The following is an 18,365-nucleotide window of genomic DNA, read 5'->3' on the forward strand; positions in this document are numbered from 1 at the left end:
CGCTTGCCGGCAACGCTTTTCACCGGGCAGGGTCTGGTCCGTGATGGACGACGCGAGCCTGCTGGCGGCATACGACGAACAACTGCGCACCACGACCGAGATGCGCTCGACGCTCGAATTCGAGCAACACGGGCCGTTGTTCTGGGGGAAATACCGCGGCGGCCGCGGTTTCGTCAGCTATCGATCGCTCGGTTCCCCGAGCGACGACGAGCTCGAGCAACTGATCCTCGACACGGTCGAGCACTACGCCGCGGATCCGGAGATCAACCAGTTCGAGTGGAAGACGAGGGGGCACGACGGAGTTCCGCAGCTCGACGCGTTGCTGACCGAACACGGCATCGTCGCGGAGGAGCAGGAGTCGGTGATGATCGGTGAAGCGCAGCTGCTGGCGTCCGACGTCGCTCTCCCTGAAGGGGTTTCGCTCCGCCGCATCACCGAGCGCGCCGATGTCGAAGCGATGACCCGGATGCAGGCATCGGTCTTCGGCGATCCGGAGACGACGACCGAACGACTCGAGTCGACGATGGAGCGGCTCACCGAGGCTGACGGGGACGGCTTCGAGTTGTGGGTCGCCGAGGCCGGCGGACAGGTCCTGAGCGCCGGCCGGATCGAGCCCGTGCCGGGCACCGACTTCGCCGGCATCTGGGGCGGGGCGACGCTGCCCGAGTGGCGGGGCCGCGGGATCTATCGGGCGCTCACCGCGAAGCGCGCGCAGGCGGCCCTTCGCGCCGGTAAGACATTGATCAACTCCGACTCGACCGAGTTCTCCCGACCGATCCTGGAGCGGTCCGGCTTCCGCCGGGTGACGACGACCACGCCATACACCTGGCGTCGCTGAACGCAGCGTCACACCCGAAGCACCTCGGCCCTTCTCGTCGTCCACCTCGGGCGAGCCCACTCCGGCTGGCATGGGATGCCCGGGGCGCTCACCATGAGCCCCGGATAGGGCCACGGGGTCTCGAACTTGCGTCGCCTCGCCAGCACCGCAAGATTCTGCGAATCGGCGCGCTGCCCCCGCGTTTCGGCGGCAAGATTCGCCCATGGTGTGGGAGGTCGCAAAGCGACGGGGGCACGTCGGCCAGGGACCGGCTGTTGCCGGACCGTGGCAGACGTTGGAGGACATGAACGCGGTCGCCGGCTGGTTGCTGTGGTCGCATCGGATGGCGTCGCGTTACGGGGGTATGACGGGGCGGGCCTTCGCCGCCGCGGCACGCGATTGCGGCGTATCACTGTCCGAGACGGAGGTGTCACGCGCCGAGAACGGCGAGGGCGACATCGCGGTGACCGCGATTGCGAAGTACGAGCGGGTGCTCGGTATGCCGGTGGGACGTCTCAGCGCGCCGCTTCGGTCGGCCGCCCGACTGGCGCCTGCTGCGCCCGGGTCCGACAAGCTGGCCGCACTTCGAACGGTCCCGAGGTCCCTGACCGCCAGGCAGGAGGTCGTCAACGACTTCTACGTGCGCTATCGCGACGGTGAGCGTTTCAGCGCCGGCGACTGGTTACGACTGGCGGACGCGATCACCTACGGGGAGCAGTCCCTTCTTCCCGACGCACTGGCGGCTGAGTGGATCCGGACGCTGCTCGACGAATGCATGCGGTCGGTCAACGCGGCATACTTCCCGCGGATCGAAGCGTTGTCGACGGTGGCCGGGCACGATCATCATGCGGCCCACCTGCTGGATGCAGCCCGCGAGCTGACTGCGGCACCTGGAGCCTCAGGGACCCTCGAGGCGTGGAGCGTGGTGGGCGACATCCGGGCACCGGACGTGATCGAGGAACTGGTCGCGGAGTTGTCGTCGGTGCCGGACGACGGGTTCTTCAAGCTCGCCGTCGCGCTCGCCATGCCCATGCACCGCGGCGCCCTCTCCGACGAGCAGGAGCGGGTGATCGCCGCCGAGCTGATCCGCCGACTCCCCCACTGGTCACTGGGGTCGTGCGAGCCGCTGGCCAGCCTCGCCGCGGCGCTCCCGGAGGCACTCGGCGTGCCGATCCTGCAGAGGATCGACGCCGAAGTGCACCCGATGTCCCGGCTGACCGGGCATCGGGATGACCGGCACGTCGGCGACGAGATCGCGACCTACACCCGTGCCGCGATGGCCAACTCGTGGCCGGACCACCCGACGGGCAGCGTGCTGCCCGAACTGCTGCGGCTCGTTCTCACCAGCGAGCAGTTCGGCCTGCGCCACCACGCCGCGACGCTGATCTACTTCAGTCCGTTCGCCGCCGCCATTTGCGACGCCGCAGCGGACGTGTGCACCAGCGCACAGGATCCGTTGACCCGGCAGCTGGCGACTTATCTCGTCTCACGGCTCGCGACACGGGAGAACGACGAGCGGCTCCGGTTGCTTCTCAAACGCGGCCGCCGTGCGGGGCTGGTCATCAACACGCTGACGGGCATGGCCCATGCCGGCGTGCTGACCGCACAGGATGATCTCAAGCCGTTCATGCGGGCCAAGGGCTGTCGCTATACCGGCGTCTACGCTGCCGGCATCACCCATCATCCAGACCTCTACAGCGCGGACGCGGACAGTGACTGGGCGACGTGGTGGCGCGCCAAGGGTGGCGGCGTCTGCGAGTAGCCGCGGCTCACGGCCCGCCACCCGACACCGGAGGCGGGTCCGGCCCGGCACGGGCGCGTGCCCGCGCCGGCCCCAACCCGGGCCACCTGGCGCTGCTCGCGACCGTGACGGACGCGTCGTCACCGACGGCTGTGCACGCGACGAGCAGAGATCCATTGCGGGCTGCGACGCTCGAGGCGAGCGCACAGGCGTCACTGGCGGCCGCACCGTCGACCAGCAGTCGAGCGGCGGCGAGTGCCGCGAGGTCGGCGGCCGCTCGCGCGCGATGACTGGCGATGACCGCCGACAGCAGGGCCAGGGCTGCGATCAGGACGACCGCCAGCACTCCGATGGCGCCCACCACCAGCACGGTCCCCGACCCCCGGTCACGGATGTGACGTTCCCGTGACAGCCGGCCGCGATGGGGCGATGGGAACCGGCGGCCACCGTCGGCAGGTGTCGGCTCACTGCTCACGACGCCGACTCCGCGTCCTCGACCGGTGTGGTCGCGGCGGCCCGCAATGGGTGTCCGCCGACGAGCCAGCCGAACGGGCCGGGCACCGGCGCGATGACAGTGACGGTGACCTCAGCGCCGCCGGCGGTGACGGACACCGCGCTGCCCGCGGGTCCCGCGCGGGCGCCGACTTCCTGCACGGCAGCCGCGCTGTCGCCTCGTGCGGCGGCGCGCGCCGCGATGCGCGCGGCGTCGACGCACCGCACCTGGTTCATGCCGATCAGCACGGCGTTGACCGCGAGCAGGAGCACGAACACCAGCGCCGGGATGGTGGCCGCGAGCTCAGCAGTGACCATCCCGCCCTCGGGGCGACGACGCCGCGAGCGCCGCGACCACCGGGCCCGCATCAGGAACCGACGCTCAGCGCCGTCTGGATGATGCCGGTGAGTGCGGACTTCACCGCGCCGGATTTCACGACGACCATCAGCACGGCCGCGAAGGCCACCGCTGCCAGCGTGCCCACGGCGTATTCGGCCGTGGTCATGCCGCTGTCGCGACGGTCCTTGGGCGCGGTGACCAGCCGCATCAGTCGACTTTGCAACCGCACGCCGAGCCGGAGTGTTCTCTGTGACATGTGTTATCTCCCTTTGATGTGAGTCGCCCTCTGCGAGAGCGGTTTTCATGCGCCACGTTCGGCGCAGCTCTGTGATGTCACGCCGCTCCCGCGAGCAGGTCGCCGGCGAGCGCCGCGATCACCGGCACGACGGTGAGCAGCGCGAATGCCGGTAGAAAGCACAGTCCGAGCGGTATGACGACCAGCACCGACAGCCGGCCGGCGGCTTCCTCGATCCGTCGCTGCTCGGCACGGCGCACATCGGCGGCAGCGCGGGCGAGCAAACCGGCAGGTGGCACTCCGGCCATCCCGGCGAGCGCGACGGCGTGGCCGGCGGGGCGCCATACGTCCGGCAGTCCGTCCCAGGCGGCAGCGTCCTCGACGCCCCACCGCAGCGCAGCGATCACTTGCTGCAGATGGGCCGCGACGACCGGCCCGGAGCGCGTCGCCACTTCCTCGACGGCGAGCACGAGCGGCACGCCGCTGCTCAGCGCGAGCGCCATCAGATCGAGAGCACTCGCGACACTGAGCACGTCCTCCGTGCGCGCGTGCACCGGCGCGGACTTCCCGGTCGCAGGTGACGGCCACGCCACCGGGGGGTAGCGCCGCCTCATGTCGGCCGGCCACACGAGTGGCACGAGGGCCAGCGCGAGCGCGGCGACCACAGTCATGACAACGCCGCCGGTGCGGTCGCCCGCCGAATCATGCGACGGGTCAGCAACCGCCCGGACGTCACGAACAGCGCCCCCAGGACCAGCACGGTCAGGCCGAGCGTCCCGGCATAGAGCTGCCAGGGCGGGACCCCGATGAGCGAGGCGATGACGACGCCGAGGACGGGCAGCACCGTCAGCAGTTGCATCGTCGCGCGGGGACCGGCCGTCGCGGCGGCGATCCGCCGCTCCAGATCGGCCTGCTCGCGCATCATCGCCGTCGCCGCGCCCAGCGCGGCTCCGATCGGGCAGCCGAGTTGTTCGGAGAGCGCCCAGGCGCGGGCGATGTCATCGAGCGCCGGGAGCCGGTGCCGGGCGTACATCTGGGCCCACAGCGGAGCAAGCTCCGCGCCGGTGGCCGACTCCCGCGCGAGGCGGCCGAGGTCCTCCCGTAGTCCCGCGCGCGACACTCGCGCAGCGGCCAGCGAGGCAGATGTCGACACCGCAGTCGCCGGCGCAACGCCGGCGGCGAGCGCCGGCGCGATGCCCTCGAGCATGGCCGTGACCGCCTCCAGGTCGCTGACCGGCTTTCGTCGCCGCCGCAGCCGACGGATCGCCCGACCCCCCTCCCGAGGCGGTATGACGGGGGCTTCCCGCAGCGGCCACGCGACAATGGCGAGGCACAGGCAGGCGGCGGCCAACAGCATCACGAGAGCCGCCCCGCCAGCCCGAGCAACGCCGACAGCAGCGGCCAGCCGGGCGCCTCGCACAGCACGCCGTCGATCCGGCGCAGGGCCGGCGTCACACGCAACCGCCCGTCGTGCCAGCCGATCACGCCGATCTCCGCGACGGCACGGCCGGTGCTTTCCCGGCGCAGATGGACGACGACCTGGACCGCGGATGCCAGTTGGGAACGCACCGCGTCGCCCGACATACCGGCGAGCGCACCGAGCGCCTCGAACCGTGCCAGCACGTCGGCGCTCGTGTTGGCGTGCACCGTCCCGCAGCCACCTTCGTGGCCGGTGTTGAGCGCGCTGAGCAGTTCTCGCACTTCGCCGCCGCGGACCTCACCGACGACCAGCCGGTCAGGCCGCATGCGCAACGACTGCCGGACCAGGGTCGACAACGAGATCTCGCCCCGGCCTTCGACATTGGGCGCGCGGCTCTCGAGACGCACCACGTGCGGGTGGTCCACCTGCAGCTCCCGGACGTCCTCGACGATCACGATGCGCTCGGCGTGGGCCACCTCGGCCAGCATCGACGCGAGCAGTGTCGTCTTCCCGGAGCCGGTGCCGCCGCTGACCACGAAGGCCAGTCGTCCGGCGACGATCCGGCGCAGCACGTCGAGGCCACGCCGATCGCACGTGCCGGTGACCGCCAGCTCTTCCAGACCGGGCGGATGCCGGCGGGGCACCCGGAGACTGATGTGTGCGGCGCCCTCGACGAGCGGTGGCAGCACGGCGTGCAAGCGCACGCCGCCGGGGAGCAGTCCGTCGACGTAGGGCACGGTCTCGTCGAGCCGGCGCCCGGCGCGGGTGGCCAGCCGGACTGCGAGCCGGCGCACCGCAGCCGGCTCCCGGATCTCGACGTCGGTTCGCTCCAGCCCGTGCCCGCGGTCCAGCCACACTCCCTCCACGCCGTTGACCAGCACATCGGTGACGCCGGGCACCCCCAGCAAGGGGTCGAGCGGTCCGGCGCCGAAGACGTCGGAACGAAGCCGCCCGGCGAGGGTGTGGACGCTGTGCTCCCCGAGCACGGCGGCGTCGACCGCGGCGAGCCCGTCGACGGTCTCCGGGGTCGGCGAACGCCCGTCCCGGATCTCGGCCCAGAGCGCGTCACCCACCGCGACGTCTCTGTCCGTCATGACGCCTCCACCTCCGGCAGGAGCAGGTCGCGCAGCAGGCGGTCGCACGCGCCGGCATATGCCGACCGGGCACGTGAGCCCGGCGGCACGCCACGGTCGGAATCACCGGCGAGATGGCGGTCCTCGGGCAGGCAGCCCGCGAAGTCCAGGGCGAGTGCCTCCGCCGCATCGCGGGCGCGCGGCTCGGGCAGCCCGCGCACGATCAACCGCGGAGAGCACTCCAAGCGCTGGGCGGTGGCGCCGGCGGCCGCCAGCCCGCACGGCGTGCCCCGGCCGACCAAGAGCAGCTCGTCGCAACGGAGCGACTGCATCGCCGTCGTGTCCCGGCCGAGATCGACGAAAGTCAGCTCGTTGACCCCACTGAGGGCGGCGAGCGCCCGCTCGAGCAGCTCATCGGGCAGCGCACACCATTGCCGCCCGAAGGACAGCACGGGTGGCCCGTCGGGGTACGCCGGCAATCGCTCGGCGAGGCGCCGGCCGTCGAGCGGGCCGTCGGAGCCGAGCAGGTCCTCCCAGCGCACCCCGGACTCGGTCTCGATCCCGAACGCGACGTCGATGCCTCCGCCGCAGGCATCGGCATCGATGACCGCTACATCGCGACCGGCAGCAGTCGCCCGCATCGCGAGCGCGACCAACATCGTCGTCGCTCCGGCACCGGTGCCGCCGCCCAGCACCGCGATGGTTCTCACGTCGTCCATGGCTCGAGCGTGGAGCCGGTGGAACCGAAACGGCAGTCCGCACGTCGCTACCTGTGGATGTCGGCCGGCACGCCACCGGGGTGTGGATGAGGGGACCGGAGGTGTGTCGGTCGGCATTCGCTGCAAGGGCGCACCGGCTCTGGCCGGTGGACACTAGAAGACCCCCGCCGGGGGGGGTGGGCGGGGGCCTTCTGTGTGCACCGGGTCCCCGGGGGGGGGTTAGGAACCCGCTGCGGCGCTTCGACCTGGAAGGGAGCGCTTCGTCATCCAGTGTGAAACGCGTTGCGGCACAAGACAATGGCCTCACGCGATCCCATAAGAAATCCTTACCCTACGCAGAAGTAGGTGCGTTTGGTAAGGAACACAACGGTTTTCGCCGCATCCCGCCGGCGAGCGGATAATTTCCGGGCCGCCCGTCCGAGCCCGCGAACTATGCCGGAGAAGAACCGCTACGGCGGACGAGAACGATCCGAAGACGGGACGAGGGCCCCGCCACGTGGAGTGGCGAGGCCCTCAACCGCTTTCTACCTCCGGTTACCAGGCGTGCATCCTCAAGGTTTGTCGCCGCGGCGCAAGGCCCCGGACGAGCGGTCCATAACGTGGACTGTCTCCGCGTGGGTGCCGGTTTCGATAGCGGTGGTCGTCGGATTCCCATCCGTCGTTCGTGGGATCAGGTTTACTCCCATCGGAGTCGTCATACAAGACTTGTATCCGGCGCGCCGGAGGCGGACAATCCACCCTCGGCTCAGCCAGTGGTGAGCCGCCCGGCGAGCACCGCGTCGGCGATGTCGGAGGCCTCCGCGGCGCCCGCGATCACCGCCTCCGCGTAGTGCTGCAGCCACAGCCCGACCCCGTCCGGCCGGCCCGTGGCGTATGCCGCGAGCGCGCCCTGGTAGGCGACGGCACCCTGGCGGGAGTAGCCCGCTTCGCTGACGACGACACCGGTCGGGTCGACGCCCAGGACCTGCAGCAGCACGCGCTCCAGCGCCCGTGCCACCACCCCGTTGCCCCGCGCGAACGGCCGCGCGGAGGCGATCTCCGCGTGCACGATGCCCGCGACCAGCACTCCCGGCTGGTCCTCGGCGGAGCCGATCAGTTCGACGACGCCACGCAGTCGCGCCGCCGCGGTGGCCGCCTCCGGAGGCGGACCGACGTCCTTCAGTTCGGCCGAGGTCTCCCCGGCCAGTCGGGGGCGTCCGAGCTGGTCGGCCGCCGCCAGCCCGGCGGCGGCTGCCGTGTGCAACCGGGCCAGTGCCTGAGCCGGCGCGGTGAGCGCGATCGGACGCACCTGCTCAGTGGCGGCGGTCGCGTGAATGGCGCCGCGCAGCACCCGCTCCCCCGGACCGTCGTGCTCGAGCGCCAGGGCGCCCCGTATGACGTCTCGCACCAGCGGCACCGGGAATTCCGCGCCCTCGAGGAACGCGCTGGCTCGCGCGCCGCGCACCCGCGACTCGGCCGCGACCTCAGGGATCCGCCGGCGCAGCGCCTGGTGCCAGCGCAACCGGGTGCACGCCTCCCGGGCGGCGTCGACCGCTTCGGCGACGCCGGGCAACACCAGCAGGCGCGTCAGCTCAGCGGTCATCTGCAGGTCGCACTCCTCGTGCTGGTCGGGACCACCCGAGGATAGGGCGGTCCCGAGCGCTCGCCACACGCGGTATGACGCCGCAGCGCTGCGTCAGACCTCTGCGGCAGCACCGGCCAGTTCGGCGAACCGGGCGAGGTAGAGCGGCCAGCCGCCGTCGCCGCCGAGCGCCTCGGGCATGCTCTGCCACCCGGGACCGTGCTGGTCGAGCCGGAAGTGCCGCAGCGACACCAACGTGCCGTCGCCGTCCGGTGTGAATCGGACCTCGACCTCGCTGGCGTTCTCGCGCGCCTGCACGTGCCAGTCCGGCCCGATCAGCCATGCGAAGCGCAGCAGGTCCGGGGGCTCGACGGCGATCACCTCGCCCCAGACGCACTGCGTGCCGTCCTCGGCCTCGTCCAGGATCCGGCCACCGGGCCGGACCTCCATGACGGTGCGGGCGACGGGCACCTGCATCAGGTTGTGCTCGCGCGGTTTGATCAGGTCGAACTGTTCGGTGAAGATCCGGAATGCGTCGTCGACCGGCAGCGGCACCGTCACGGTGCGCACCACTTCGGGCGTTGTCGTCGTCATGTCGTCTGTCCCTTCGATTCCCTCGCCTGCTCGCCGAAACGGGCGAGCGTGCGTGCCCAGAACGCGTCCAACTGGTCACGCAGTGCCTCGACCGCAACCGGGTTGAGGCGGTAGACCCGCCGGGTGCCCGCCGGTTGCTCTGCAACGAGGCCGGCATCCTTGAGCACCTTGAGGTGTTGGGAGACCGCGGGCCTGCTGATCGGCAGCTCGGCCGCGAGCTCGCCCACGGCACGAGGTTCGTCGGCGAGCGCCTCCACGATGGCTCGCCGGCTGGGGTCGGACAACACGGCCCACGCGTCTTGGTAAGTTGTCACGAACGGTAAGTTTCCACTTACCGGCGGGGATGTCAATCCTGCTGTGCGGTCTCGCGCACGAGGTCCTCCGGCGAGTCGGAGATGACGTCGGAGTGGATCGGCATCCGCCAGCGCCCTGCGGCTCCGTGTCCGGTCGCCGCATTGAGCAGTCGGGTCAGTCGCCACGCGATGCTGATCGCCATACCGATCAGGAAGATCGCGAGCGGGATCTCGACGACCGCCGCCTCCGCCACCGAGTAGGGCATCGTCGTGCGGTCGGCCGTCGTGATGTCGAACCACGCATCGGCGAACAGCAGCACGCCGGCCGCGAACGACGTGAGCATCACGAGCATCCGCTTCTTCCACGCGAAGAACGCCGTCAGCCCGAACATGACCATGAGCAGCACGTCGAAGCCCACCCAGGTCAGCGCCCAGGCGTGCGACTCGTAGTGCTCGGGGAGGTGGACCCCGAGGTACGCCGTCCACGGCACCAGCAGCGCGGTCGCCACAGCGGTGACGGTGAGCGCGACGGCGCGACGCAGACGCCAGTGGCGCGCCGCGGATGCACGCACCGGCTCAACGGTCCCCCGTCGCAGCCGGCGAATCAGGGCGAGCCGTTCGGACGCGGACAGCTGCTCGATCTCCTGATCGGTCAACGGCATACGCCCAGTCTTTCGCACCGAACCGACAACGTCATGCGTTCGGGTTGTATGCCGGGCCACCCGGCGGGCTCACACTCGCTCGAGGCGGAAGACGGGGTGATCCGGAATCACGGTCTCGATCTCGGCGTCGGTCGACTTCGCTGTCACGCCCTCGGGGAAGAACTTGCCGACCTCCCACGCCCACCGCCCCAGGTAGTGCCGCATCACGGGCACGGCGGCCACACCGTGCACCTCGTGCGCGCTGTATGACGCCTCGGTCCGTCCGCTGCGCAACGTGACCCGAGGATCGTGGGACATTGCGCACCCACTGCGTCTGCCCGCGGGGCGCGAGGAGGTAGAGCGTGCCGTTCAGCTCCACGGGGTTCACCGGCGTGCTGTGCGGGCGGCCGGTCCGGCGCCCCACGACGACGAGTTCCTTTGCACCGAACGCACTGATGCCGAGGCGAGACAGCGCCTTGACGACCACGTTCATCACGCGGGTCGACCGGTCGAGTTGAGAAGTCATGGCAACACCTTTCCGAAGTTTCGAGAGCACCGCTCTCGCAATCAGTCAAGCACACTGGACATCCCAAAACAAGAGCGGTGCTCTCTGTTGTGTGAGGTGCTCGCTCTTGCGAGCATGGGCCTCATGAATCGGACTCCTCGTGAACGCGCACGCATCGACACCATGGAGCGGATCCTCGACTCCGGACGCCGGCAACTTGCCGAGCAGGGAGCAGCCGCCCTCTCGCTGCGTGCTGTCGCCCGCGACCTCGGCGTGGTCTCCTCCGCGGTCTATCGCTACGTGCCGAGCCGCGACGACCTGCTCACCGCGCTCATCGTGGAGGGCTACCGCGATCTGGCCGAGGTGGCCGAGGGCGCGGCTGCCGGTCGGGCCGCACCGGGTCGCCGGTTCATCGCACTGTGCGACGCCATCCACCGATGGGCACGCGAGCACCCCCACCAGTACGCCTTGCTCTACGGATCACCGGTGCCGGGCTACCGCGCGCCGCAGGAGACCGTCACCGACGCCGCCCGCACGCCGGCTGCCGCCATACGACTCATCGAGGCTGCGTGGACAGCAGGGCAACTCACCGACCGGCCGCTGCCACCCACGGGCAGCACGCTGCGACGCCAGGCGCGCGAGCTGCGGGCCGCGCTCGCGACCGAGCTGCCGGAGTCGGTCCTGCTGCGCTTCGCCGCCGCCTGGACGCAGGTCTTCGGTGCGATCAGCTTCGAGCTGTTCGGCCAGTTCGTCGGCAGCTTCGAGCCGGCTGACGCGGTCTGCACCTTCACCTTCCGCACCGCCGCGCAGACCATCGGTTTCACCGACTGACCGCTCGGGCCCTCCAGCGGCTCACTGATGGTCCACACCGCCGCACGGTAAAATGAGTGTCGGTGTGCCGGGAAGGCTGGTCGGCGACGTCATCCGCCTACCCTGAAAGGTCCCATGACCATTCACCCCATCCGCCGTGTGTTCTCCCGCGGTGAGTGGCCCGAGGCCCGCCGTGTCGCCGCGCTGCTGCGCCAGGAGACCGTCGGCGGCGCCCTGTTACTCGTCGCCGCCCTCGCCGCACTGGTCTGGGCCAATTCCCCGTGGCGGGACGGATACCACCGGCTGGTAGCGACCGAAGTCGGACCGCACTTCCTGCATCTGGGCATGAGTCTCGCGCACTGGACGTCTGACGGGTTCCTCGCGATCTTCTTCTTGCTGGCCGGCCTGGAGCTCAAACACGAGTTCACGCACGGCGAGCTGCGCGACCCCGGCAAGGCGGCCGTTCCGATCGTCGCCGCGTGCACCGGCGTCGCACTCCCGGCGATCCTCTACGCCGGCTGGCAGCTGTATGGCGCAGGCGAACTCCGCGGCTGGGCGATCCCCACCGCGACGGACATCGCCTTCGCGCTGGCGGTGCTCGCCGTGATCGGCACCCACCTGCCCAGCGCGCTGCGGTCCTTCCTGCTCACCCTCGCGGTGGTGGACGACCTGATCGCCATCACGATCATCGCGTTCTTCTACACCAGCACGATCAGTATCGGCTGGCTCCTCCTCGCCGTGGCAGCCCTGGGCTGCTTCGCGCTGGCGCTGCGGCATACCCGAAATCCGTTGCTGCTCATTGTGATCGCGCTGGTCGCCTGGCTGGCGACGCTCAACTCCGGCGTGCACGCGACGGTGGCCGGCGTCGCGCTCGGCCTGCTGGTGCCGGTGACCCCGACACCCGGCGAACCCGTCTCCCTCGGCGAGCGCCTCGACCGGTGGATGCGGCCGTTCTCGGCCGGCTGGTGCGTGCCGGCATTCGCCTTCTGCGCTGCGGGCGTCACCGTGGTCGGTGGCGGCCTGGGCGCGGCGATCCACGACCCGGTACTGGTCGGCGTCGCCATTGGGTTGGTCATCGGCAAGACGATCGGCGTCTTCGGCGGCACGTTCCTCACCGTGCGGCTGACCCGGGCCGAACTCGACGACGAGCTGGCCTGGCCGGACATCTTCGGCCTGGCGATGCTGGCCGGTGTCGGGTTCACCGTGTCTTTGCTCATCGGTGAGCTGGCGTTCGGGGGTGGGACGGCCACCGACGACCACGTGAAGCTGGGCGTCCTCGGCGGCTCGGTCCTCGCCGCGCTGCTGGCGTCGGTGTGTTTGCGGCTGCGCAATGCGACATACCGCAGGATCCACGAGATCGAGTCGCGTGACGAGGACGGTGACGGGGTACCGGACTGCTACGCCGCCGAAGCAGGCTCGCCACCCGCCCGCTGACGCTGCGCGCTGCCCGGGCTGCCATCCCGCCGGACCCCGACTAAGGTACCGAGGGGTTCGATCACTTTATGCTGGCACGCGTAGGCAGCCTGAAGAGCGAGCAGACAACCACCACGAGGAGCAATCGATGGCCCAGACCACCAAGGGCACGGAGCGGACTCTCGGCCAGTTGGTCGCCGACGCCTCCGCCGACCTGAAGACGATCGTCAAGGACGAGATCGCGCTGGCCAAGGTGGAAATCAAGGCCGATGTCGCCAAGGGCGGCAAGGGCGCGGGCCTGCTCGCGGGCGCCGGGCTGTTCGGGCTCTACCTGCTCGGCTTCCTGCTGCTCACGCTCGCCTGGGGCCTGCACGCGGCCGGCTTGCAGCTGTGGATCGGGCTGCTGATCACCTCGGGTCTGCTGCTCGTCATCACCCTGATCCTCGCCCTGCTGGGCATCACCGCGTTGAAGAAGGTCAAGGGCAAGCCGGCGCGCACCATCGACAACGCGCAGCGCACCGTCGCCGCGATCAAGCCGCCGAAGGTCTGACTCCACACGTCCGCAGCGCGCAACCGGGACAGCTCAGGACCGGAAGTAGCGCTCCGGCACCGGACGCCTGTCCCCGTGGTCCCACGGCACTTCCAGCCCGGCGAGGCGCAACGTCGCGTCGAGCAGGATCGCGGTGAAGCCCCAGATGTAGAGCCCGTCGACCTCGAAGGCCGGTGCGTCGAAGGACCGGGCCGGATGGACCGCGGTGAAGCGGTGCGCCGGGTCGACCAGCTCCCCGAGCGGCACCCGCTCGACCCGGGCGACCTCCGCTGTGTCGACCACGCCGATCGCCGACGGGGTGTGCCACCAGGCGGCGACCGGAGTGACCTGGAACCCGGTCACGCTGAGCGGCAGCACCGGCAACTCGCCGATCACCTGCACACCGTCGGGCGACAGGCCGATCTCCTCGCGAGCCTCGCGCAGCGCCGTGTCGACCAGGGAGGTGTCGCCGGGGTCCGCGCCACCACCCGGGAACGACACCTGCCCGGCATGCTTGCGCAGCGTCGCCGCACGCTCGGTCAGCACGACGTCCTCGCCGCCGTCGCCGGCCGGCCCGAAGAGCATCAGCACCGCGGACGCGCGGCCCCGAGCGGGCGGCAGCTTCGCGGCGAACGACGACGCGTGTGCCCGGCGGTCCAGGTCCTGTAACCAGCCCGGCTCCGGCACGCCGGTGACCTGTGCCGTCATACAGGCGACACCGCGGCGGGCTCGGGAACTCCGGCCGGGCGCTCGGCGCCCGGTGCGAGCTCGAATTTCAGCAGCTTGCGCGCCTTGTCGGGGTCGGTCTCCCCCACGCCGTATGACGGGCACCACCGCGCCACCGGGCACACACCGCACGCCGGGCGCTTCGCGTGACAGATGCGCCGGCCGTGGAAGATCAGCACGTGGCTCAGATGAGTCCAGTCGTTGCGCGGGAACATCGCGCCGATCGCGTGCTCGACCTTGACCGGATCCTCCTGGCCCGTCCAGCCCATCCGCCGCACCACACGTCCGAAGTGCGTGTCGACGGTGACCCCAGGCTGCCCGAACGCGTTGGCCAGCACGACGAACGCGGTCTTGCGACCGACTCCCGGCAGCGTGACCAGGTCGTCGAGCCGAGCCGGCACCTGGCCCTCGAAGCGCTCGACCAGTGCCTGGCCGAGCGTGATCACCGAGTTGGTCTTGGCGCGGAAGAAGCCGGTGGGTTTGAGCAGCTTCTCCAACTCGTCGCGGTCGGCGGCGGCATAGGCCGCGGCGTCCGGGTAGCGCGCGAACAGGGTGGGCGTCACTTTGTTGACGCCCACGTCGGTGGTCTGCGCGGACAGGATCGTCGCGACCAGCAACTCGAGCGGCGTGCGGAAGTCGAGCTCGCAGTGAGCGTGCGGGAACTGCTGCGCCAGTGCACGGAACATCTTGCGAGCCCGGCGGGTGCGGGCGAGGTCGGACTCGGCCGAGACGTCGATGCGCTTCACGTCGCCGAGCCTAGCCGCGGGGACCGACGGGCGATGTCCCGACGGCCGGGCCCCCGGAGTGCGTCCGCGGCACGCGGTTCGACGGCATGGCGTGTGAGCTGCGCAACTTCGGCAGCCACGTCGTGGCAGACTGCAGGCGTGGATACTGAGGCCGTGCGCAAAGCGCCACTGTTCGCCGCTCTGGACGACGACGCCGCGGAGGCGTTGCTCTCGACGATGACCCGCAGCAAGTTCGCGCGGGGCCAGGAGCTGTTTCACGAGGGCGAGCAGGGCGACTCCCTGTATGTCATCACGTCCGGCAAGATCAAGCTGGGACGCCGCTCGCCGGACGGCCGGGAAAACCTCCTGGCGATTCTCGGCGAGGGCGAAATGCTCGGCGAGCTGAGCCTTTTCGACCCCGGTCCGCGCACCGCCACTGCGACCGCCATCGCGGACACCGAGCTGGTCGGTCTGTCGCATCCGGACATGACCGCCTTCCTCGGCACGCGCCCGGAGGTGGCGATGACCATGCTCTCCGCGCTGGCCGCGCGGCTGCGACGCACCAACGAGGCACTCGGTGACCTGGTCTTCACCGACGTCCCGGGCCGTGTCGCCAAGGCGCTGCTGGACCTGTCACGCCGGTTCGGCAAGCCGTCGGACGAAGGCACGCTCGTCGCCCACGACCTCACGCAGGAGGAACTCGCCCAGCTGGTCGGCGCCTCCCGCGAGACCGTCAACAAGGCCCTCGCGGACTTCTCCTCGCGCGGGTGGATCAAGCTCGAGGCTCGGGCCGTCACGCTGATCGACACCGAGCGGCTGCAGCGCCGCGCGCGCTGACACCACCCGCTGACACCACCCGCCGAGACCGCACGCGATGGCCGCGCGGGCGGCAACCGATCCGGCATACTGACCTCGCCGACCGGGGGAACCACCGGTGCCCTGGTGCCGTCTGCTCTGGGCACCAAGGTGAGCGGCGGAAGAAAGGGCACACGAGTGGACAACAGCCACGCTGCGGAGGATCCGCGCAACCACGTTGTGCTGTCCACCCATTCGTGGGTCGCCGGCCAGTCCGACATCGGGCGCCGGCACCACCGCAACGAGGACTCGATCGCGCTCGCGGCCTCTGCGGAGGTCGGTGCCCGCGCGGTCCTCGTGGTGTGTGACGGAGTATCCACCTCCACCGAGTCACAACTGGCGTCCCAGGCGGCCTCGATCGCCGCGATGGAGCGGTTGTCCGAGCCCATGCCGCGCAGCGACGTGCCCGTCGAGAGCTGGCTCGAGACGGCGGCGCAGGCGTTCGCAGAGGCTGCAGAGGCGGGCCGCAGCGCTGCGGCGGCGACCGCGGTGGAGGACGATCCGACGCCCCCCTCCTGCACAATGGCCGCTGCCGTCGTCGAGGACAACCTGATCGTCGGCGGCAACGTCGGCGACAGCCGGGTCTACTGGATCCCGGCCGCCGGGCCGGAGCGCGCGGTGCAACTGGGGCAGGACGACTCGATGGCCAACGAACTCATCCGTCGCGGTGTGCCGCGGGAGAACGCCGAGAACGCACCCAACGCCCACGCGATCACGCGGTGGCTGGGCCGCACCGCGCCCGCGGACGTCACGCCACACCTGGCGCACCTGTTCGCCGAGGAGCCCGGCTGGCTGATCGTGTGCAGCGACGGCCTCTGGAACTACTGCTCAGCGCCCGCCGATCTCTGGGACCTGGTGCAGCGGATCCGCTCCACTCGGGGTGACGCGCCGGCCGAAATCACCGACGGACTGGTCGAATTCGCCAACGCCTCCGGCGGCGCTGACAACATCAGTGTGGTCCTTGCCGCCCTGACCGGCTGACCCCGACCGGCTCGGTCACCCAGCCAGATAGTCCAGCTGCGCCTGCACACTCGCCTTCGCCGCCGGCCAGACCTCGCGCGGCACGTCGGCATAGACACGCTCCACGACGGCCTGTGCGACGTCCGGCGCCTCGGCGTCACCCGCGGCGAGTGCCGCACGGACCTGCTCCAGGCGCTCGGCGCGATGCTGCCGGTATGCCGCAATGACGCCTGCCGCATCCGCGTGCGCGGGGCCATGGGCGGGTGCCAGTGCCGTGGGCCGAGCCGCCGCGACGGCATACAACGTGTCCAGCGACGCCAGGTAGGGACCGAGTGCGCCGTCCGGGTGCGCCACGACCGTCGTGCCGCGGCCCAGCACGGTGTCACCGGTGATCAGCACGTCCGCGTCGGGCAGGTGGAAGGACACCGAGTCGGCTGTGTGGCCCGGTGTCCGGAGCACCCGAATCTCCAATGACCCGAGAACGATCCGCTCCTCGTCGGCGAACGGCTTCCCGTGCCCACCGCCGCGGATCGGTGCATCGGTCAGCTGCGCCCAGCGGCCGAGGGATTCGGTGTGGTCGTGGTGCCAATGTGTCACCAGGGTCAGCGCGATTCGGGCACCGAGCCGGTCGACCTCGCGGAGCACGGCCTGCAGGTGCCCCTCGTCGAGCGGACCCGGATCGACCACGGCGGCGCGGTCATCGCCCGGTGCGTGCAGGATCCAGGTGTTGGTGCCGTCGAGGGTCATCGGCCCGGGGTTGGGCGCGAGCACGGCGCGGGCGTGATCACCGAGAGCGCCGCCGCGCCATACAGATTCAGTCACGAGCAACCACGCTAGCGTCCACCTCCGGCGGGCCGGGTCGAGGCACGCTCCACCAAGCGGCCGGTGGCCGCCTCGCTGGGCTCGGGATGGTCGGCGCCATCGAGCTGGTTGACCAGCCGGGTCACCGCGAGCTGGGCGAGCAACTCCGGCTGCAGATCGACCGCCGTGATCTGCGGGTCGGTCGCCCGGACACGCGTGGCGTCAGAGCCGCACAACACCTGCACCTCGTCGGGAACCGCAATCCCCTTCTCCTGTAAACGATCCAGCACGCCGGCGGCGTGCTCGGCGGTCAGACAGTAGATCCCGTCCGGCGGGTCGGCCCGGTCGAACAGTTCGTCGACGGCCTCGCGCCCGCCCACGAGCTCGCTGCGCTCGGGACGCCGTATGGCGAGCGCAGTCCTGCGATGCGGTCTCACCCACGCCTCGTACGCGGTCTCGGTGTCGAGGTTCCAGGCGTTCGGCGTGGTCCCGGAGAGCAGCGCGATCCGCTGGGCACCGCTCGCCCGCAGCCGCTCCAGCACCCGATCGGTGATCGGTGCGGTGAAGATGTCGAGCGCGGCGACATCGTCGCGACCCGGTACGCGACCCACTGCGACGCAAGGGAGTCCGTCGTTCTGCAGCACCGCGACGAGGGGGTCGTCCTGCACCGGCTCGGTGACGATGAAGCCGTCGCACGCCATCGCCGTCGCGGGTGCGCCGGGTGCGGTCGGATCGGCGACCAGCATCAGCCCGTAGCCCAACTGCATGGCGGTCACCGCAGCGGCACCGACGAACTGCAGCACGTAGTCGATGCCCTCGGGAGGATTGTCCTCGAGGGTGCGCAGCACGAGCGCGATCACTCCGAGCCGGTTGTTGCGCAGGCTGCTGGCGAGCACGTCCGGGCGGTAGCCGAGCGCCGACGCGGCGCGCCGGACCCGCTCCCGTGTGGCGGGCGCGACGGTGCCGTTGCCGCTGAAGGTGTGCGACACGGTCGTCGGTGAGACACCGGCCTTGCGGGCGACGTCATGGATCGTGGGCCGTGCTCGGCGTGGGACGGCGCGCTCGGACATGCGCCGAAGAATATCTGCCCGTACCCCCTTCCCCAAAACGATTTG

23 protein-coding genes are annotated in these 18,365 nt (G+C 70.7%); 7 read left to right on the forward strand and 16 right to left on the reverse strand.

What is annotated here, in order from left to right; all coding sequences use genetic code 11:
• Nucleotides 1-43 precede the first annotated feature (43 nt).
• Both ACN8HC_RS08575 and ACN8HC_RS08580 read left to right on the forward strand, forming a co-directional pair.
• Nucleotides 44-838, forward strand: coding sequence for a GNAT family N-acetyltransferase (locus ACN8HC_RS08575; RefSeq protein ID WP_490074524.1), 795 nt, complete (start codon nucleotides 44-46; stop codon nucleotides 836-838).
• A gap of 202 nt (nucleotides 839-1,040) precedes the next feature.
• Nucleotides 1,041-2,579, forward strand: coding sequence for a hypothetical protein (locus tag ACN8HC_RS08580; protein WP_490074413.1), 1,539 nt, complete (start codon nucleotides 1,041-1,043; stop codon nucleotides 2,577-2,579).
• 7 nt (nucleotides 2,580-2,586) lie between these two features.
• Here the strand turns inward: ACN8HC_RS08580 and ACN8HC_RS08585 are convergent, their stop codons facing one another.
• From ACN8HC_RS08585 to ACN8HC_RS08640, 12 genes are all read right to left on the reverse strand, one after another.
• Nucleotides 2,587-3,033 (reverse strand): Rv3654c family TadE-like protein, encoded by a 447-nt coding sequence (locus ACN8HC_RS08585; protein ID WP_490074414.1) that lies wholly within the window; start codon nucleotides 3,031-3,033, stop codon nucleotides 2,587-2,589.
• Nucleotides 3,030-3,368, reverse strand: a complete 339-nt coding sequence (locus ACN8HC_RS08590; RefSeq protein WP_490074415.1) for a TadE family type IV pilus minor pilin — start codon at nucleotides 3,366-3,368, stop codon at nucleotides 3,030-3,032. Before ACN8HC_RS08590 ends, ACN8HC_RS08585 begins: the two co-directional genes overlap by 4 nt.
• 50 nt (nucleotides 3,369-3,418) lie before the next feature.
• The gene (locus ACN8HC_RS08595) at nucleotides 3,419-3,598 is read right to left on the reverse strand and encodes a DUF4244 domain-containing protein (protein ID WP_490074525.1); all 180 of its coding nucleotides are present in this window, start codon (nucleotides 3,596-3,598) and stop codon (nucleotides 3,419-3,421) included.
• A 125-nt stretch (nucleotides 3,599-3,723) separates the two neighbouring features.
• On the reverse strand, nucleotides 3,724-4,296 hold the full coding sequence (locus ACN8HC_RS08600) for a type II secretion system F family protein (RefSeq protein WP_490074416.1): 573 nt from the start codon (nucleotides 4,294-4,296) through the stop codon (nucleotides 3,724-3,726).
• A complete protein-coding gene (locus ACN8HC_RS08605) occupies nucleotides 4,293-4,982 on the reverse strand; it encodes a type II secretion system F family protein (RefSeq protein WP_490074526.1) in 690 nt (229 codons plus the stop codon). The genes ACN8HC_RS08600 and ACN8HC_RS08605 overlap by 4 nt, the downstream gene beginning before the upstream one ends.
• Nucleotides 4,982-6,139, reverse strand: a complete 1,158-nt coding sequence (locus ACN8HC_RS08610) for a TadA family conjugal transfer-associated ATPase (protein ID WP_490074417.1) — start codon at nucleotides 6,137-6,139, stop codon at nucleotides 4,982-4,984. Before ACN8HC_RS08610 ends, ACN8HC_RS08605 begins: the two co-directional genes overlap by 1 nt.
• Nucleotides 6,136-6,837: a CpaE-like family protein gene (locus tag ACN8HC_RS08615; protein ID WP_490074418.1), complete on the reverse strand. Its 702-nt coding sequence runs from the start codon at nucleotides 6,835-6,837 to the stop codon at nucleotides 6,136-6,138. Before ACN8HC_RS08615 ends, ACN8HC_RS08610 begins: the two co-directional genes overlap by 4 nt.
• Before the next feature lie 745 nt (nucleotides 6,838-7,582).
• Nucleotides 7,583-8,419 carry a Fic family protein gene (locus ACN8HC_RS08620; RefSeq protein ID WP_490074419.1) on the reverse strand — a complete coding sequence of 279 codons (837 nt, stop codon included), beginning with the start codon at nucleotides 8,417-8,419 and terminating at the stop codon, nucleotides 7,583-7,585.
• Nucleotides 8,420-8,512: 93 nt separating this feature from the next.
• On the reverse strand, nucleotides 8,513-8,992 hold the full coding sequence (locus ACN8HC_RS08625) for an SRPBCC family protein (protein WP_490074420.1): 480 nt from the start codon (nucleotides 8,990-8,992) through the stop codon (nucleotides 8,513-8,515).
• On the reverse strand, nucleotides 8,989-9,306 hold the full coding sequence (locus ACN8HC_RS08630; protein ID WP_490074421.1) for an ArsR/SmtB family transcription factor: 318 nt from the start codon (nucleotides 9,304-9,306) through the stop codon (nucleotides 8,989-8,991). Before ACN8HC_RS08630 ends, ACN8HC_RS08625 begins: the two co-directional genes overlap by 4 nt.
• 32 nt (nucleotides 9,307-9,338) lie before the next feature.
• Nucleotides 9,339-9,947, reverse strand: a complete 609-nt coding sequence (locus tag ACN8HC_RS08635) for a hypothetical protein (protein ID WP_490074422.1) — start codon at nucleotides 9,945-9,947, stop codon at nucleotides 9,339-9,341.
• Between the two features lie 69 nt (nucleotides 9,948-10,016).
• On the reverse strand, nucleotides 10,017-10,244 hold the full coding sequence (locus ACN8HC_RS08640) for a hypothetical protein (RefSeq protein WP_490074423.1): 228 nt from the start codon (nucleotides 10,242-10,244) through the stop codon (nucleotides 10,017-10,019).
• Nucleotides 10,245-10,575: 331 nt separating this feature from the next.
• On the opposite strand from ACN8HC_RS08640, the gene ACN8HC_RS08645 reads away from it, so the two are divergent.
• The 3 genes from ACN8HC_RS08645 to ACN8HC_RS08655 all read left to right on the forward strand — a co-directional run bounded on the left by ACN8HC_RS08645 (nucleotide 10,576) and on the right by ACN8HC_RS08655 (nucleotide 13,204).
• Nucleotides 10,576-11,262, forward strand: a complete 687-nt coding sequence (locus tag ACN8HC_RS08645; protein WP_490074424.1) for a TetR/AcrR family transcriptional regulator — start codon at nucleotides 10,576-10,578, stop codon at nucleotides 11,260-11,262.
• Nucleotides 11,263-11,376: 114 nt separating this feature from the next.
• Nucleotides 11,377-12,675, forward strand: a complete 1,299-nt coding sequence (gene nhaA / locus ACN8HC_RS08650; RefSeq protein ID WP_490074425.1) for a Na+/H+ antiporter NhaA — start codon at nucleotides 11,377-11,379, stop codon at nucleotides 12,673-12,675.
• A 127-nt stretch (nucleotides 12,676-12,802) separates the two neighbouring features.
• Nucleotides 12,803-13,204, forward strand: coding sequence for a phage holin family protein (locus tag ACN8HC_RS08655; RefSeq protein ID WP_490074426.1), 402 nt, complete (start codon nucleotides 12,803-12,805; stop codon nucleotides 13,202-13,204).
• Between the two features lie 33 nt (nucleotides 13,205-13,237).
• Here the strand turns inward: ACN8HC_RS08655 and ACN8HC_RS08660 are convergent, their stop codons facing one another.
• Together ACN8HC_RS08660 and nth are read right to left on the reverse strand one after the other, a co-directional pair.
• Entirely contained in the window at nucleotides 13,238-13,891 is a 654-nt protein-coding gene (locus ACN8HC_RS08660; RefSeq protein ID WP_490074427.1) for an NUDIX hydrolase, read from the reverse strand.
• A complete protein-coding gene (nth, locus tag ACN8HC_RS08665) occupies nucleotides 13,888-14,655 on the reverse strand; it encodes an endonuclease III (RefSeq protein WP_490074428.1) in 768 nt (255 codons plus the stop codon). Before nth ends, ACN8HC_RS08660 begins: the two co-directional genes overlap by 4 nt.
• Nucleotides 14,656-14,793: 138 nt before the next feature.
• Between nth and ACN8HC_RS08670 the strand changes: the two genes are divergently transcribed.
• Nucleotides 14,794-15,471 (forward strand): Crp/Fnr family transcriptional regulator, encoded by a 678-nt coding sequence (locus tag ACN8HC_RS08670; protein ID WP_490074429.1) that lies wholly within the window; start codon nucleotides 14,794-14,796, stop codon nucleotides 15,469-15,471.
• A gap of 105 nt (nucleotides 15,472-15,576) precedes the next feature.
• Nucleotides 15,577-16,470 carry a PP2C family protein-serine/threonine phosphatase gene (locus ACN8HC_RS08675; RefSeq protein WP_490074430.1) on the forward strand — a complete coding sequence of 298 codons (894 nt, stop codon included), beginning with the start codon at nucleotides 15,577-15,579 and terminating at the stop codon, nucleotides 16,468-16,470.
• A 15-nt stretch (nucleotides 16,471-16,485) separates the two neighbouring features.
• On the opposite strand, the gene ACN8HC_RS08680 is transcribed toward ACN8HC_RS08675, so the two are convergent.
• Both ACN8HC_RS08680 and ACN8HC_RS08685 read right to left on the reverse strand, forming a co-directional pair.
• Nucleotides 16,486-17,271, reverse strand: coding sequence for an MBL fold metallo-hydrolase (locus ACN8HC_RS08680; RefSeq protein ID WP_490074431.1), 786 nt, complete (start codon nucleotides 17,269-17,271; stop codon nucleotides 16,486-16,488).
• Nucleotides 17,272-17,282: 11 nt separating this feature from the next.
• Nucleotides 17,283-18,320, reverse strand: coding sequence for a LacI family DNA-binding transcriptional regulator (locus ACN8HC_RS08685; protein WP_490074432.1), 1,038 nt, complete (start codon nucleotides 18,318-18,320; stop codon nucleotides 17,283-17,285).
• Nucleotides 18,321-18,365: the final 45 nt, after the last annotated feature.

This window comes from Flexivirga sp. YIM B11880 (assembly GCF_058148645.1).

Excerpts from the sequence above, each read along its gene's own strand:
- ACN8HC_RS08575 (WP_490074524.1), top strand. The coding sequence starts at position 44 with ATGGACGACGCGAGCCTGCTGGCGGCATACGACGAACAACTGCGCACC.
- ACN8HC_RS08580 (WP_490074413.1), top strand. The coding sequence starts at position 1,041 with ATGGTGTGGGAGGTCGCAAAGCGACGGGGGCACGTCGGCCAGGGACCG.
- ACN8HC_RS08590 (WP_490074415.1), bottom strand. The coding sequence starts at position 3,368 with ATGGTCACTGCTGAGCTCGCGGCCACCATCCCGGCGCTGGTGTTCGTG.
- ACN8HC_RS08595 (WP_490074525.1), bottom strand. The coding sequence starts at position 3,598 with ATGCGGCTGGTCACCGCGCCCAAGGACCGTCGCGACAGCGGCATGACC.
- ACN8HC_RS08600 (WP_490074416.1), bottom strand. The coding sequence starts at position 4,296 with ATGACTGTGGTCGCCGCGCTCGCGCTGGCCCTCGTGCCACTCGTGTGG.
- ACN8HC_RS08605 (WP_490074526.1), bottom strand. The coding sequence starts at position 4,982 with ATGCTGTTGGCCGCCGCCTGCCTGTGCCTCGCCATTGTCGCGTGGCCG.
- ACN8HC_RS08610 (WP_490074417.1), bottom strand. The coding sequence starts at position 6,139 with ATGACGGACAGAGACGTCGCGGTGGGTGACGCGCTCTGGGCCGAGATC.
- ACN8HC_RS08615 (WP_490074418.1), bottom strand. The coding sequence starts at position 6,837 with ATGGACGACGTGAGAACCATCGCGGTGCTGGGCGGCGGCACCGGTGCC.
- ACN8HC_RS08620 (WP_490074419.1), bottom strand. The coding sequence starts at position 8,419 with ATGACCGCTGAGCTGACGCGCCTGCTGGTGTTGCCCGGCGTCGCCGAA.
- ACN8HC_RS08625 (WP_490074420.1), bottom strand. The coding sequence starts at position 8,992 with ATGACGACGACAACGCCCGAAGTGGTGCGCACCGTGACGGTGCCGCTG.
- ACN8HC_RS08635 (WP_490074422.1), bottom strand. The coding sequence starts at position 9,947 with ATGCCGTTGACCGATCAGGAGATCGAGCAGCTGTCCGCGTCCGAACGG.
- ACN8HC_RS08640 (WP_490074423.1), bottom strand. The coding sequence starts at position 10,244 with ATGTCCCACGATCCTCGGGTCACGTTGCGCAGCGGACGGACCGAGGCG.
- ACN8HC_RS08645 (WP_490074424.1), top strand. The coding sequence starts at position 10,576 with ATGAATCGGACTCCTCGTGAACGCGCACGCATCGACACCATGGAGCGG.
- nhaA (WP_490074425.1), top strand. The coding sequence starts at position 11,377 with ATGACCATTCACCCCATCCGCCGTGTGTTCTCCCGCGGTGAGTGGCCC.
- ACN8HC_RS08655 (WP_490074426.1), top strand. The coding sequence starts at position 12,803 with ATGGCCCAGACCACCAAGGGCACGGAGCGGACTCTCGGCCAGTTGGTC.
- ACN8HC_RS08660 (WP_490074427.1), bottom strand. The coding sequence starts at position 13,891 with ATGACGGCACAGGTCACCGGCGTGCCGGAGCCGGGCTGGTTACAGGAC.
- ACN8HC_RS08685 (WP_490074432.1), bottom strand. The coding sequence starts at position 18,320 with ATGTCCGAGCGCGCCGTCCCACGCCGAGCACGGCCCACGATCCATGAC.